The sequence below is a fragment of the Azospirillum humicireducens genome (genome assembly GCF_001639105.2).
GTDB lineage: Bacteria > Pseudomonadota > Alphaproteobacteria > Azospirillales > Azospirillaceae > Azospirillum > Azospirillum humicireducens.
This window is the reverse complement of the sequence record NZ_CP028906.1, coordinates 486,199-500,298: the sequence shown is the minus strand read 5'-3', so window position 1 is coordinate 500,298 and position 14,100 is coordinate 486,199. Positions and strand designations below refer to the sequence as shown.

15 protein-coding genes are annotated in these 14,100 nt (G+C 68.9%); 9 read left to right on the top strand and 6 right to left on the bottom strand.

Annotated features, from left to right (window positions below; all coding sequences use genetic code 11):
• Positions 1-4 precede the first annotated feature (4 nt).
• The 3 genes from A6A40_RS26750 to A6A40_RS31035 form a co-directional block, all read right to left on the bottom strand.
• Entirely contained in the window at positions 5-229 is a 225-nt protein-coding gene (locus A6A40_RS26750) for a hypothetical protein (RefSeq protein WP_108548856.1), read from the bottom strand.
• Complete coding sequence (locus A6A40_RS26745) at positions 226-834, bottom strand: TorD/DmsD family molecular chaperone (protein ID WP_108548855.1); 609 nt, start codon at positions 832-834, stop codon at positions 226-228. Before A6A40_RS26745 ends, A6A40_RS26750 begins: the two co-directional genes overlap by 4 nt.
• Before the next feature lie 137 nt (positions 835-971).
• Entirely contained in the window at positions 972-1,148 is a 177-nt protein-coding gene (locus A6A40_RS31035; RefSeq protein WP_167562534.1) for a hypothetical protein, read from the bottom strand.
• 135 nt (positions 1,149-1,283) lie between these two features.
• On the opposite strand from A6A40_RS31035, the gene nadA reads away from it, so the two are divergent.
• The 3 genes from nadA (at position 1,284) to nadC (ending at position 4,915) form a co-directional block, all read left to right on the top strand.
• Entirely contained in the window at positions 1,284-2,333 is a 1,050-nt protein-coding gene (nadA, locus tag A6A40_RS26740; protein ID WP_236784062.1) for a quinolinate synthase NadA, read from the top strand.
• Positions 2,334-2,447: 114 nt separating this feature from the next.
• Positions 2,448-4,097, top strand: coding sequence for an L-aspartate oxidase (locus A6A40_RS26735; protein ID WP_108548853.1), 1,650 nt, complete (start codon positions 2,448-2,450; stop codon positions 4,095-4,097).
• Positions 4,082-4,915 (top strand): carboxylating nicotinate-nucleotide diphosphorylase, encoded by an 834-nt coding sequence (gene nadC / locus A6A40_RS26730; protein ID WP_108548852.1) that lies wholly within the window; start codon positions 4,082-4,084, stop codon positions 4,913-4,915. The genes A6A40_RS26735 and nadC overlap by 16 nt, the downstream gene beginning before the upstream one ends.
• A 44-nt stretch (positions 4,916-4,959) precedes the next feature.
• Here the strand turns inward: nadC and A6A40_RS26725 are convergent, their stop codons facing one another.
• Together A6A40_RS26725 and A6A40_RS26715 are read right to left on the bottom strand one after the other, a co-directional pair.
• Positions 4,960-5,514: a carbonic anhydrase gene (locus A6A40_RS26725; RefSeq protein WP_108548851.1), complete on the bottom strand. Its 555-nt coding sequence runs from the start codon at positions 5,512-5,514 to the stop codon at positions 4,960-4,962.
• Between the two features lie 564 nt (positions 5,515-6,078).
• On the bottom strand, positions 6,079-7,251 hold the full coding sequence (locus A6A40_RS26715) for a mandelate racemase/muconate lactonizing enzyme family protein (RefSeq protein ID WP_108548850.1): 1,173 nt from the start codon (positions 7,249-7,251) through the stop codon (positions 6,079-6,081).
• Positions 7,252-7,423: 172 nt separating this feature from the next.
• On the opposite strand from A6A40_RS26715, the gene A6A40_RS26710 reads away from it, so the two are divergent.
• The 5 genes from A6A40_RS26710 to A6A40_RS26685 all read left to right on the top strand — a co-directional run bounded on the left by A6A40_RS26710 (position 7,424) and on the right by A6A40_RS26685 (position 11,778).
• On the top strand, positions 7,424-8,416 hold the full coding sequence (locus A6A40_RS26710; RefSeq protein WP_108548849.1) for a LysR family transcriptional regulator: 993 nt from the start codon (positions 7,424-7,426) through the stop codon (positions 8,414-8,416).
• 210 nt (positions 8,417-8,626) lie between these two features.
• Positions 8,627-8,857, top strand: coding sequence for a hypothetical protein (locus tag A6A40_RS26705; protein WP_108548848.1), 231 nt, complete (start codon positions 8,627-8,629; stop codon positions 8,855-8,857).
• A gap of 94 nt (positions 8,858-8,951) precedes the next feature.
• Positions 8,952-9,581: a hypothetical protein gene (locus A6A40_RS30830; RefSeq protein WP_158279378.1), complete on the top strand. Its 630-nt coding sequence runs from the start codon at positions 8,952-8,954 to the stop codon at positions 9,579-9,581.
• A 323-nt stretch (positions 9,582-9,904) separates the two neighbouring features.
• Positions 9,905-10,798 carry a hypothetical protein gene (locus tag A6A40_RS26690; RefSeq protein ID WP_108548847.1) on the top strand — a complete coding sequence of 298 codons (894 nt, stop codon included), beginning with the start codon at positions 9,905-9,907 and terminating at the stop codon, positions 10,796-10,798.
• On the top strand, positions 10,795-11,778 hold the full coding sequence (locus A6A40_RS26685; protein WP_236784061.1) for an acetyltransferase domain-containing protein: 984 nt from the start codon (positions 10,795-10,797) through the stop codon (positions 11,776-11,778). The genes A6A40_RS26690 and A6A40_RS26685 overlap by 4 nt, the downstream gene beginning before the upstream one ends.
• Positions 11,779-11,823: 45 nt before the next feature.
• Here A6A40_RS26685 and A6A40_RS26680 read toward each other — a convergent pair whose 3' ends face one another.
• Complete coding sequence (locus A6A40_RS26680) at positions 11,824-12,276, bottom strand: MarR family winged helix-turn-helix transcriptional regulator (protein ID WP_108548845.1); 453 nt, start codon at positions 12,274-12,276, stop codon at positions 11,824-11,826.
• A 491-nt stretch (positions 12,277-12,767) separates the two neighbouring features.
• On the opposite strand from A6A40_RS26680, the gene rimO reads away from it, so the two are divergent.
• The gene (gene rimO / locus A6A40_RS26675; RefSeq protein ID WP_108548997.1) at positions 12,768-14,087 is read left to right on the top strand and encodes a 30S ribosomal protein S12 methylthiotransferase RimO; all 1,320 of its coding nucleotides are present in this window, start codon (positions 12,768-12,770) and stop codon (positions 14,085-14,087) included.
• The last annotated feature ends 13 nt before the right edge of the window (positions 14,088-14,100 follow it).

Here is a 14,100-nt window from a genome sequence, read left to right as displayed (position 1 = left end):
CACTCTAGAGGCGGTTCAGCGCGTAGAAGCGCTTGACGTGTTCGGTTTCGCGGTAGCGGGCCTTCACCTGCTCCTGCGGCGATTCCTTCGCCTGCGCCTCGTCGCCCGCCGGCAGCAGGGTGGCCGCGGCGGTGCCGGCCGCCCCCAGCCCCAGCGTCTTCAGGATGTCGCGGCGTTGCAGCGGGTTGCGTATGGGGGGATTGCGGGGCGGGTCTTGCGGCGTCCTCATGCGTCGGCTCCCTCCAGCGGGTCGGTTTGTCGGTCGAGCGCTTCCTGTTCGATCTCCAGGAACAGGCGGCCAATGGTGCCGACCGGGCGGTAGAGCCCGGCCGCCTCCGCCCCTTCCAGGTCCTGGAAGAAGCGCCCGGCCCAGGGCGTCAAATGGCTGTCCAGCATGTGCCGCTGCACAGCATGGGCGGCCCCTTCGCGGATCAGCACCGCCATCACGTCGCAGAGTGCGGCGATGTGGTCCTCCGGCTCCGACACGTCGGGGGCGCGTTCAAGTCCCAGCGCCTGGAGGTCGGCGCGCAGGGCCGACAGCGGCCGGTCGGTCAGGAATCCCGTGCGGTAGTAGGAGGCGTAGGGGACCAGTTCGCCCTGGACGACACCGATGAACAGCGCGTTGAATTCCCGCTCCGCCCGCTGCGGACCGGTGGCGCGGGCCCGAGAGGCGAGGTCGTCGAAGGCGCGGCCGATCGCCGTGGCGTCCCCCCTCAGGCCGCCGATCAGCTCCAGCAGGTCGGCGGAGGGCGGGGCCGCCAGCGTCAGCGCCAGCAGCCGGTAGAGGTCGGCGCGCAAGGCATCCGCGCCGCTTTCCGGATCATGAACCGTCATCGCACTCCCGCAAGCCGCTCCGGAGTTCCCGTTTGGGCCATGGGTGGCCCGAACTGGGTTAACGGCCGGCGCGGGCAAAGGTTGCCTTACCCGGTCGGGGCTACCCTGCCGGGGTCATCCCTTTTCCCGCCAGCGGCCTACTGCTGCGGACGGCCGGAGAAATTGCGGTGCGCGATCGACGCCTCCTCTCCCACCCGGGCGCCGGTCGACGCGAAGGTCTCGTCGGCGCTGCGGGCGAACAGCGTCGGCAAGACCGCCCAGGCGCCACCCGCCAGCACGGCGATGGCGCAAAGCGCGGCGAGGAAGGCTTTCATCGGCATTTCTCCTGACAGCACGACACGGGGGGGCAAGGCCGCGCGGCCGACCCCATCCACGACCGCCACAACACCGTCGGGCCTGGAATGTTTCCGCATCCACTTTTCCGCTTGATATGCTCTAACAGAGCACATATGGTTTTGCTCAGAAAGAGCATACAGCGGAGCAGCCCAATGCCCGAGGTCGCCGAACTCGCCTACACCCCCGCCGTCGCCGCGGCGACCGCGCCGATCTTTGAGCGCATGAAGCGTGTCGTGCCGGCCATCGAATGGCCCTTCCACGCACCGCTGGTCCACGCCATCAACGAGCTGAAGCGTGAGCGCAACGCCGTCATCCTGGCCCACAACTACCAGACGCCGGAGATCTTCCACGGCGTGGCCGACATCGTCGGCGACAGTCTGGCGCTCGCCGCCAGGGCGACCCAGACCGACGCCGACGTGATCGTTCTGGCCGGCGTGCATTTCATGGCAGAGACGGCGAAGCTGCTGAACCCGGCCAAAACGGTGCTGATCCCCAGCCGCAACGCCGGCTGCTCGCTGGCCGACAGCATCACCGCCGCCGATGTCCGCCTTCTGCGCGAGGCGCATCCCGGCGTGCCGGTGGTCGCCTACGTCAACACCTCGGCCGAGGTGAAGGCGGAGGTCGACATCTGCTGCACCTCGGGCAATGCGGTGGAGGTGGTGGAATCGCTGGGCGTCGACCGGGTGATCTTCCTGCCCGACGAATATCTGGCGAAGTATGTCGCGACCCAGACCAAGGTCGAGATCATCGCCTGGAAGGGCCATTGCGAGGTGCATGAGCGCTTCACCGGCGCGGAGATCGAGGATTTCCGCCGCCGTTTCGACCGGCTGACCGTGATCGCCCATCCCGAATGCCCGCCCGACGTGCTGGAGGCTGCCGATTTCGTCGGCTCCACCGCCCGCATGATCGACTACGTCGGCTCGGAGAAGCCGCCGCGGGTGCTGATGGTCACCGAATGCTCGATGAGCGACAACGTCGCCGCCGCCTCGCCCGAGACGGAGTTCGTGCGGCCCTGCAACCTCTGCCCGCACATGAAGACGGTGACGCTGTCGAGCATCCTGGAGTCGCTGCAGACCCTGGAACCGCGGGTGGAAATCCCCGACGCGCTGGCCGTCCGCGCCCGCCGCTCGGTGGAACGCATGCTGGCGGTGAAGCCGAAGTGAGTGCTTAGAAACGCCCTCTCCCGGGGCTCTCAGCGGATCTTTGATCCGCCTGACGCCGTCAGCACAAACGAAGTTTGTGCGAGAGGCGGGAGAGGGAGAGTCAGGAGTCCCCCCATGACCTCCAGCACGCCTTACGATGTCCGTGATGCCGAGGTGATCGTCGTCGGCTCCGGCCTTGCCGGGATGACCGCGGCGCTGCAACTCGCCCCACGCGCCGTCACCCTCATCACCAAGACCGCCGGACTGCCGGGCGGCTCCAGCCTCTACGCCCAGGGCGGCATCGCCGCCGCCGTCGGTCCCGGCGACCGGCCGGAGGACCATGCCACCGACACCGTCGCCGCCGGGGCCGGGCTGGTCGATGCCGCGATGGCGGCCCTGCTGACCCGCGACGGCGCCGCCCTGGTCCGCCGCCTGCTGGAGGACGGCCTGCCCTTCGACCGCGCCGCCGACGGCTCGCCGCTGCTGGGCCGCGAGGCCGCCCATGGTGCCGCGCGCATCGTCCATGCCGGGGGCGACGCCACCGGGAGGACGCTTGTCACCGCCATGGCCGGTCGCCTGCGCGATACCCCATCGGTGCGGGTGGAGACCGATGCCTTCGCGGTCGATCTCGTGCTGCGCAACGGGCGGGTCTGCGGCCTGCTGGCCTGCCATGCCCAGGGCTGGGTTCTGCACCGCGCTCCCCGCGTCATCCTGGCGACCGGCGGGATCGGCGCCGCCTTCGCCCGCACCACCAATCCGGCGGAGGCCACCGGCGACGGGCTTGCCATCGCCGCGCGGGCCGGCGCCCGGCTGGCCGACCTGGAATTCGTGCAGTTCCATCCCACGGCGCTCGCCGTCGATGCCGACCCGGTGCCGCTGTTGACCGAGGCGCTGCGCGGAGCCGGCGCCCTGCTGCTCGACCGGGATGGCCACCGCTTCATGCCGGACGAGCATCCGCTGGCGGAGCTGGCGCCGCGCGACGTGGTCGCCCGCGCCATCGGCCGGCGTGTCGCGGCGGGAGAGCCGGTGTTCCTCGACCTGCGGCCGGCGCTGGCCGCCAAGCCCGGCGGCTTCCCCACCGTGCTGGCGCTCTGCGCCGAGCATGGGCTCGACCCGTTCGCGGAGCCGATGCCGGTGGCGCCCGCCGCCCACTACCACATGGGCGGCGTGGTCACCGACGCCGACGGGCGCACCAGCCTGGAGGGGCTGTGGGCCTGCGGCGAGGTCGCCTGCACCGGCGTCCACGGCGCCAACCGGCTGGCGAGCAATTCCCTGCTGGAGGCGCTGGTCTTCGGCGCCCGCGTCGCCCGCGACGTGGCGGAACGGCCGCTTGCTCCGCTGCCGCCCTTCGCCCTGCCCCGCCCGCCGGCGGTTGCCGCCGATGTCGGCCATGCCCTGCTCGACGCCATCGGGGCGGAGGCGCGGACGGCGCTCTATGACGGGGCCGGTCTGGTCCGCAACGGGCTGGGGCTGCTGGCCGCCCGGCGCAAGCTCGACCGGCTGGCGGCGGCGCTCGACACGCTCCGCTGCGAGGACGGCGACACCCACGACACTGTCCAGGCTCCGCCGGACATCGTCCGGCACTGGGGCGAGGCGCGCAACCGGCTGCTGGTCGGCCGTCTGGTCGTCCATGCCGCCCTGGCGCGGGAGGAAAGCCGCGGCGCCCATTGCCGAAGCGACCATCCCTTGCCGAATCCCGCATCCCTCTCCCGCACCCTGACCCTCAGCGATCTGGCCGGCACCGCCGGTCCCCTGCCCGGAGACGCCGCATGCTGCATCCTCTGACCGTCGAGCCCATCGTCCGCGCCGCCCTGGCGGAGGATCTGGGCCGGGCCGGCGACATCACCACCGACAGCATCATCCCGGCCGACGCGGTGGCAACCGCCCGCATCGCCGCCCGCAAGGACGGCCGCGTCGCCGGGCTGGAGGCGGCGCTGATCGCCTTCCGCCTGCTCGACCCCGCCGTCTCCGTGACCGTCGAGCGCGCCGACGGCGACGACATTCCTCCCGGCGGCACCATCGCCACCCTGACCGGCAAGGCCCGCGCCCTGCTGACGGCGGAGCGCACCGCGCTGAACCTGATGGGCCGGCTGTCTGGCATCGCCACCGCCACCCGCGCGCTGGTGCGCGAGGTTGAGGGGACCAAGGCCCGCATCGTCTGCACCCGCAAGACCACCCCCGGCCTGCGCGTGCTGGAAAAGCATGCGGTCAGGCTGGGCGGCGGCTTCAACCACCGCTTCGGGCTGGATGACGCCGTGCTGATCAAGGACAACCACATCGCCGTCGCCGGCGGCGTGCGACCGGCGGTGGAGCGAGTCCGCGCCGCCATCGGCCACATGGTGAAGGTGGAGGTCGAGGTCGACACGCTCGACCAGCTGGACGAGCTGCTGGGCCTGCCGGTCGATGTCGTGCTGCTCGACAACATGGACCCGGACAGGCTGCGCCGCGCCGTGCGGATGGTGGACGGCCGGCTGCTGACCGAAGCCTCGGGCAACGTCACGCTCGCCACCGTCCGCGCCATCGCGGAGACTGGCGTCGACATGATCAGCTGCGGCTGGCTGACCCACAGCGCCCCGAATTTGGATCTGGGGCTGGATATGTGACTTAAAAATACCCTCTCCCGGAGCGGGAGAGGGGTCTTTTCCCCTTACGCCGCCAGCTTCTCGACCGTGCCGTCCAGGCCCATCAGAAGCAGCTCGACCTCGAGGTCGGGGTGGCGTTCCTTGACCATCGCCTTCAGCTTGGTCAGGTACTGGCCGTGAACCGCGGTCTCCTTGGCGGGATCGGACGCCACGTCCATGCCGAGGAAGACCTTGTAGGCACCGCAGTCGCGGTGATCCATGACGATCAGACGCTTGATATGGTGCAGTTCCTTGGCGACCGCGACATGGTCCCAGAAGGCCTCGCCCCAGGCCGGCTTCTTGTCGGTCAGCGCGCCCAGGCTGGCGCCGGCCAGGATGACATGGTCGTAGTTCGCCTGCATGTTGCGGGCGTTCATGTAGCTGGCGACATGGCCCATCAGGCGATAGTCCATGCAGGACAGCAGAAGCGTGTCGACACTGCCGGCCTGGGCCGGGCGGCTCATCATCATCGGCGCCATCAGCGTCACGCCGGCACCCAGCGTCGCCAGCTTCAGGAACCCGCGGCGCGAGCTGTGTTCGCCCTGGCAGCAGCCATGGTGAGGACCGGTCGAGTGATCCATTGTGCTCTCCCACACGCCCCGAACCCATATCGGGGGTTTCGTGCGCGATGGTGGCAGGGAAATGTTAAAAATTCCAATGCCTGCCCTTCCACCAAACGGAAAAGCAATAATTTGTCAGCGTTGTAGCATCTTTCGGAAAGCCAAGCCCAAATCCGGGAAGCCATGCACCGCGGGGCACACAGGAAACGGGCCGCCCGGTGAGGGGCGGCCCGTTCCAAAGCATGGACGTTCCTGGTCGTCAGCGTCCGGCGATCACCCGCCGCGCGTGCTGCTGGGCGCCGGGGTTCCGACCGATCCGACGGTGCTGGAGGCCGGCGGCGGCGACGCGCTCGCGCTATGGCTGGACGAACACTCCGCGTTGGCGATCCCCGCCGTCAGGAGTGCGGCGAGACCGAACAATGCGGCGACAACCGGACTGGCTCCATGAGACATTGGATCACCTCCTTTCTGAAACGTTGCGACCGACAATAGATTGACACAGCAAATCAGTTGGTCAATGGCCGATTCGATTCACGGCGCTCCGTCTCCCAAAGGAACAGGTTTGGAGTCCATACCTGATAATTTTTATCGGGTTTCCAGCAGGCCGCTCATCGTCGCGAACAGCTCCGACTTGGCCTCGAACCCGATGCCGGGCAGGTCGGGCAGGCGCACCCGGCCGTCCTCCACCGCGATGCCGTCGGCGAAGCCGCAGAAGGGCTTGAAGACGTCGGGATAGGATTCGTTGCCGCCCAGATGCAGCCCGGCGGCGATGTTCAGCGACATCTGGTGACCGCCATGCGGCACCACCCGGCGGCTGGACCAGCCGTTCTCCTTCAGCATGTCCAGCGTGCGCATATACTCCACCAGACCGTAGCTCAACGCGCAGTCGAACTGCAGCCAGTCGCGGTCTGGGCGCATGCCGCCATGGCGGATCAGGTTGCGGGCGTCCTGGTGGGAGAACAGGTTCTCGCCGGTCGCCATCGGGCGCTCGTAATGGTGGGCGAGTTCGGCCTGCAGCGCATAGTCCAGCGGATCGCCGGCCTCCTCGTACCAGAACAGGCCGTAGGGCTTCAGCGCCTCGGCGTATGCGATGGCGGTGTCGAGGTCGAAGCGGCCGTTGGCGTCGACGCACAGGTTCCCGCCCGATCCCACAACCTCCAGCACCGCGTCGATCCGGCGCAGATCCTCTTCCAGCGACGCGCCGCCGATCTTCATCTTCACGACCTTGTAGCCGCGGTCGCGATAGCTGCGCATCTCGTCCTGCAGCGCCGTCACATCCTTGCCGGGATAGTAGTAGCCGCCGGCCGCATAGACCCAGACGCTGTCATCGGCCACCCCGCCGCGGAAGCGGTCGGCCAGCAGGCGGTAGAGCGGCACGCCGGCGATCTTCGCCACGGCATCCCACACCGCCATGTCGATGGTGCCGACGGCGACGGAGCGCTCGCCATGGCCGCCCGGCTTCTCGTTGGTCATCAGCCGGGCCCAGATGCGGAACGGGTCCAGGTTTTCGCCCGTATCGTCCAGCAGGCTGTCTGGAGCGGCCGACATCAGCCGGGGAATGAAGCGCTCGCGCAGCAGCCCGCCCGCGGCATAGCGCCCATTGGAGTTGAAGCCGTAGCCGATCACCGGCCTGCCGTCGCGCACCACGTCGGTGACGACCGCCACCACGCTGCAGGTCATCTGGCTGAAATCGATGAAGGCGTTGGCGATGTCGGACTTGATGCCGGCGGTCTGCTCGCGGATTTCGATGATGCGCATGGCGGTTCCTCTTGCAGCGTGGTGGCGCGTTTCGTTCCGGCACTGTAGGGATGGTGCGGGCCGCCGGGCCAATGCCAAGGCCGGAACGCATCATGCGGGTTCGGCATGGGATGGCCTCGCACGGGTCCCGGCCCGCCAGACGCGACGAAGAACCCGTGACGAAGATTGGGCGATGGAACTTTCCTGGCTCGACGATTTCCTGGCGCTGGTGGATTGCGGCAATTTTTCCCGCGCCGCCGACGCGCGCCACCTGACCCAGCCGGCCTTCAGCCGCCGCATCCGCGCGCTGGAGGATTGGGCCGGCACCCCGCTGTTCGACCGCAGCGGCCAGCCGGTGACGCTGACCGAGGCCGGGCGCCGCTTCCGCCCCTTCGCCGACGAGACGGTGCGCCGCCTGCTGCAAGGACGCGAGGAGGCGCGGCTCGCCGCCCAGTCGGAAGCCGCGACCCTGCGCTTCGCCGCGACGCACGCGCTGTCGCTGACCTTCTTCCCCGCCTGGCTGCGGGCGCTGGAGGCGCGGGCGCGGCTGGGCGCCATCACCCTGTCCTCGGACAGCATGGAGGCGTGCGAGCGGCTGATGCTGGCGGGCCAGGCGCAGTTCCTGCTGTGCCATGCCCACCCGGCGGCGGCGGGGCGGCTCGACGCGGACTCCTTCCGCTCCGTCGTCGTCGGCGGCGACCGGCTGCTGGCGGTGACCGCCCCGGATGCCGAGGGCCGGCCCCGCCATCTGCTGGCCGATGGGGAAGGCACGACCCTGCCGCACCTGTCCTACAGCCGCGAGTCCGGCATGGGCCGCATCCTGGAGGCGGTGCGGGCGGTGCAACCGCTTCCAAACGCGCTCGACACCGTCTTCACCTCCCATCTGGCGGCGGTTCTGCGCACGCTGGCGCGCGACGGGCGCGGGGTGGCCTGGCTGCCGGAAAGCCTGATCGCCGAGGATCTGGCCCGCGGAACCCTGGTTCGGGCCGGCCAGCCGGCGGGCGACCCACGCTGGACCGTGCCGGTGCAGATCCGGCTGGTCCGTCCCCGCGCCCGCCAGAGCAAAGCAGCGGAGAGCTTCTGGACGCTGGCGGTGGAGGCCGCGCTGTGGCGCAATGCCGAGTCGCCGCCTGAGCCCGGCATTGCGGTTGCCGAGCTGGAACACCCCATGGAAAAAGAGTTGTGACGCTCACCCGCTAAGGCATTTTGTTCATTGACATTCCCGCCGATGATTGTTCAACGCGTCGATTTCGCTGGCGCTCCCCCTTTCTATCGGGCAAAATTTGCCTAGTTTGGGGTGCAGCCGGGCCCCGACGCACCCGGTCGGTCGGCCGGAACCATCACCTGTTCGCCGGCTGGTCCAAAAAGCGTCGCACCAGCGACCGGAGGAACCATCATGGGCGTGAGCAGCATCGGCGGTATCGGCGGCTATCAGCAGCAGCCCTACGTCACCCCGCTCAGCAGCGGTCCGGCCGCGGCGCAGCGGTCCACCTCGCAGGTCGAGTCCGCACAGGAAGACCAGGACGAACGCACCCGCCGCCAGCAGGAGGCACAGAACGTCCAGTCCGGTTCCAGCGGCGGCAACACCACCCCGACCCGCGGCCAGAACCTGAACATCACGGTCTGACCGGGATCCGGATCGGAACGGCGGGAGAGCGGAGCGGGGCGGCAGCCGGAAAAGGCCCGCTCCAGTCAGCGGACAACAGACGCGGGAGGCACCGATGGAGATCCGTGGCGTTTCCAGCACGACGCCAGTCCGCCCGACTGCCTTCCAACCGACGGAGGCCGGCGTCGCCGTTTCTTCGGCCAGTTCCAGCCAATCCACCCCGATCCAGACCGGCGGCACCGCCACCGGGACGGAGGCGGAAAAAGCGTCCGGCGCCGGCTATATCAGCCCCTATATGCGCTACGACCAGGGTGCGCGGGTCGCTGTGCTCTATTTCCGCGACTTCGAAACCGGTGAAACCCAGGACCAGATTCCGTCCCAGCGCGTCGTCGAGGAATATCGCCGCGCCGCCGGCCGTCTTGCACAGGACGACCAGAAGAAATCCGCCGCCGCGACGCAAACGGCAAGCGGCGATGCGGCCGATGCGGCCGCCGGTCCCAGCGGCGGAACGGCCGGGACGGCATCGGGAACAGGCTCTGCGACGAACCCAAGCACCGGCGGGACCGGATCGGGCGCCGGCACCTCCCTTGGCGTGTCCTTCGCCAGCGCCACCGGCAGCAGCGGATCGGCAGCCCCCGCAAGCGTCTCCACCGGCACATCGCCGGCGGCGGGCGGCGTCACGCCCGTCGCGGCGGCCGGCGGCTTTGGCGGTTCGCCGGGCGGCCTCGTGTCCGTCACCGTCTGAGCGCTTCCGCCTCCGTCCGGCGGACAATCCCCACTTGCGATGATGACGGCTGCGGCGATGGATCCGCGACGGTTTCCGCATCGACCGTCTGGCGAAGGACAGCCTGCGCCTCGCCGACGATGCCGGCGGCGGCTCTGTGCGATACAGTGCAGGTTGAACACCTGACGCAGGCTTCCCACTGGGTGCAGCATGAGGAACCCGAAGCGGTCAACCGGGTGTTGGCCGACTTGCTCCACTCCGATCTTCCGGCTGACGGCCAGGGCCGGCAAGCGGCAACGACGGCGCGCGCCCCCGCCCTCTGACCGGCACGGCCGGTGTGCTGCATGATGGCCGCGTCATCGGCGGCACCGGCCTTTCCCCGCTTCATCGCCATCGACTGGTCGGGCGCCCGCGGCAAGCGCTATGCCGGCATCGCGGTGGCGGAGTGCCGGGGCGGCGATGCGGCGCCCAGTCTGGTGAATGGCCCCGGCGGCTGGTGGTCGCGGACGGCTCTGTTCGGCTGGCTCAGGGCGGAACTGGCGCGCGAACCGGCCTTGGTCGGCATCGACTGCGCCTTCTCCCTGCCCTTCGCGGTGGCGGCCCGCGGCTTTTCCGGCCGGGAGGCCACCGCCTTCGAGCTGTGGGATGCGGTGGAGGAGGTCTGCGCCAATGAGCCGGATTTCGGCGGCGGCCCTTTCGCCGTCCATCCGCTGCATGGCGCCGGCTTCTGGCATCGCGGCCCGCAGCCGGATTGGTACGAGGACCCGCACCGGGCGACCGAATGGGCCTGCCGCGCCGATGGGCTCGGCCATCCGCAGAGTCCCTACAAGCTGATCGGCTCGCGTCAGGTCGGCAAGGGCGCGCTCGCCGGCATGCGGGTGCTGCGCGCCCTGCGCGCGGCCCTGCCCGGACGGCTGGCGGTCTGGCCCTTCGACGACCCGGCGCCGGGCGGCAGCGCGATGGTGGAGATCTACCCGCGCCTGTTCCTGAAACACACCGGCTTCGGCCAGCGCAAGATCCGCGACGCCGCCGAACTGGACGAGGCACTTCACAGGCTGGGCTCGCGTCCGCTGGAACGGACCGGCATCATCAGCGATCATGACAGCGACGCGTTGGTTTCGGCCGCCGGTCTCCGTTGGCTGAGCGGAAACCCGTTTGCCTGGTCGCCGCCGGGGCTGGACGAAACGGCGCGGCGGCAGGAAGGATGGATTTTCGGCGTGGGGATGACAGGATCATGAGTGCGGTCGACGGTGTGCCGGTGGAAGGTTCAACTCAAGGCACGGCAGGCGGATCCAAAGCGGGCGGATCACGCCGACCGGCGATCGACGCCGCGCGTGGGCTGGCGCTGGTCGCGATGGCGCTTTATCACGCCAGCTGGGACGCCACCTATTTCGGGCTCGCCCGCTTCGACCTGCTGGGCGACCCGCTCTGGCTCGCCGCCCGCACGGCGATCCTGTCCAGCTTCCTGCTGCTGGTGGGCATCGGACTGGTGCTGGCCACCGGCGACGGGCTCGACATCGCACGCTTCCTGCGCCGGTTGGGACGGGTGGCCGCCGGTGCGGCAGCGGTGTCGGCCGCGTCCTACGCCCTGTTCCCCGACAGCCCGATCTTCTTCGGCGTGCTGCACCACATCGTGCTGGCGAGCATCGTCGGCCTCGCCTTCGTCCGCCTGCCGGCGGCGCTGACCCTGACGACGGCCGCGGCGGCGGTGCTGGCCGGCAGTTTTCTGTCCTTCCCCATCTTCGACAGCCCATGGCTGCGCTGGATCGGCCTGACGACGGTGGCACCGGATTCCAACGATTTCGTGCCGGTCCTGCCCTGGATCGGCGCCGTGCTGGCGGGGATCGGGCTGGCACGGCTAAGGCCGGGGATCGGCGGGCGCGCCGCGATGACCGGCGCTGCCGGGCGGACACTGGCGCTGGCCGGACGGCACAGTCTTGCTGTCTATCTGCTGCATCAGCCGCTGCTGTTCGGCATTGCCTGGGCGACGGCACAGCTTCTGCCGGTGGAGGCGCCGGCGGTGCGCGATTTCCAGGCCGCCTGCGTGGCGAACTGCGAGCGCGCCGGCGTGGCATCGGCGACCTGCACGGCCAACTGCCGGTGCGTGCAGTCGGAACTGGCGCGGAATGGGCTGTGGGAAGGTTTCGTCGCCAATCGCCTGAGCGAGCGCGAACAGCGCGGGCTCGAAGACGCGGTTGCCATCTGCCGCAAGCCCTGAGCGATGCGGCCGGCAGGCCGCCCCGGAAGGATCAGACCGGAAGGATCAGACCGACTGCCGCTTTTCCAGCAGGCCGCGCAGCAGGCTGGTCAGCGTCTCGGCCAGACGATACTGGTCGTCGGCCGGCAAGGTGCCGATGACGCCGGCGAAGTCGTTGAGAGGATCGTGCCGAAGCAGTTCCAGCGCCTTGGGTGTCGGATGCAGCTGGGTGACGCGGCGATCTTCGGGAACCGGTACGCGGACCAGCAATTCCTTGCCCACCAGCACTTCCACCATCTGCGAGGCAGCGCCGCGCGTGGTGGCGTGGAAGTCGGCAAAGGCCGACACGGTGCGCTGGCTGTGGTTGGCGCCGGCAAAATAGCGCAACGCCGTCCACTGCGACGGCTTCAGTCCGTGGGTATAGCCAAGGCTGTCTGCGATGTGGGCAATCTGCAGCATCACGTCGGCGATGGCCTGCGGCGATGCGCCCCCGGTGTGATCCGAGTGGGAGAAATCCATTCCGGCTCCAATGGGCCCGGCTCCGATCGAACCCGCCCCGGCGGGAGAGGCGAGCGGAGCGCGGACCAGCGCACCATTCTTCCTCACCGACATCCGGCCCGCAGCAACGCCGCGCACTTTTGCAAAGTCCATTTTTTCCACTCTATAAAGTATAGTGGCTATACGATGGCCATACAAAGGGGCCGGCAGCTATCGCTGAAAGGCGGCAGCCACTTCGATCATGAGACCGTGACTTATTGTAGCGCGACTGAACTGAAAACGGAACCGCGAACACTTCACTCGTTTGTTGCGAATTGTCGCATGCTCCGAGAGGAGCAGGCCAAGCCTCGACCACAGAAATTCTTGCGGATCACAGGCGGAATCGGCATATCGGCCATGCCGACTCGCCTCGCCCCCATGTTTCGCTGGCGCAATCTCTGATTCGGCGGTATACGCGCGCGATGACCATATCCCCCGTTCCGAAGTCCGCATCGCCGGCCGCCGCCCAGACCATGGGCGCCCCGAAGGTCGGCATCGTCAGCCTCGGCTGTCCCAAGGCGCTCGTCGATTCAGAGCGCATCCTGACGCGCCTGCGCGCGGAGGGCTACGAGATCTCCCCCAGCTACGACGGCGCCGACGTCGTTCTGGTCAACACCTGCGGCTTCCTCGACAGCGCCAAGAAGGAATCGCTGGACGCCATCGGCGAGGCGATCAAGGAGAACGGGCGGGTCATCGTCACCGGCTGCATGGGCGTGGAATCGGACCTGATCCGGCAGATCCACCCGGACGTGCTGGCCGTCACCGGCCCGCACCAGTATGAGCAGGTGGTCAACGCCGTGCATGACGCCGTGCCGCCGACGCACAACCCCTTCACCGATCTGGTGCCGCCGGAAGGGCTGCGGCTGACCCCGCGCCACTACGCCTACCTGAAGATTTCCGAAGGCTGCAACAACCGGTGCAGCTTCTGCATCATCCCCAGCCTTCGCGGCGATCTGGTCAGCCGGCCGATCCATTCCGTCCTGCGCGAGGCGGAGAAGCTGGCGGTGGCCGGCGTCAAGGAACTGCTGGTCATCTCTCAGGACACCAGCGCCTATGGCGTCGACGTGAAGTACAAGACGGAGAAATGGTACGACCGCGAGGTCCGCACCCGCTTCTTTGACCTGTGCAACGAGCTGGCGAACTTCGACCTGTGGGTCCGCCTGCATTACGTCTACCCCTATCCGCATGTGGACGAGGTCATCCCGCTGATGGCGGAGGGGAAGATCCTCCCCTATCTCGACATCCCGTTCCAGCATGCCTCGCCCACCGTCCTGAAGGCGATGCGCCGCCCGGCCGCCCAGGAAAAGCAGCTGGACCGCATCCGCAAATGGCGCGACGAGTGCCCGCATCTGGTGCTGCGCTCCACCTTCATCACCGGCTTCCCCGGCGAGACGGAGGAGGATTTCCAGTTCATGCTGGACTGGCTGAAGGAGGCCCAGCTCGACCGCGTCGGCTGCTTCAAGTACGAGCCGGTGGAGGGCGCCACCGCCAACGACCTGCCGGGCGCCGTCCCGGAAGAGGTCAAGCAGGAGCGCTGGGAACGCTTCATGGAGACGCAGAAGGCGATCAGCGCCGAACGGCTCCAGCAGAAGGTGGGCTGGACGCTGGGCGTGCTGATCGACGAGGTCGACGAGGACGGGGCCATCGGCCGTTCCTACGCCGACGCGCCGGAGATCGACGGCAACGTCTTCCTGAACGGCGAGACCGGGCTGAAGCCGGGCGACATGGTTGACGTCACCATCGAGCATGCCGACGAGTACGACCTGTGGGGCAGCGTCGAGCGCGACCTGTAACCACGGCCGAGAG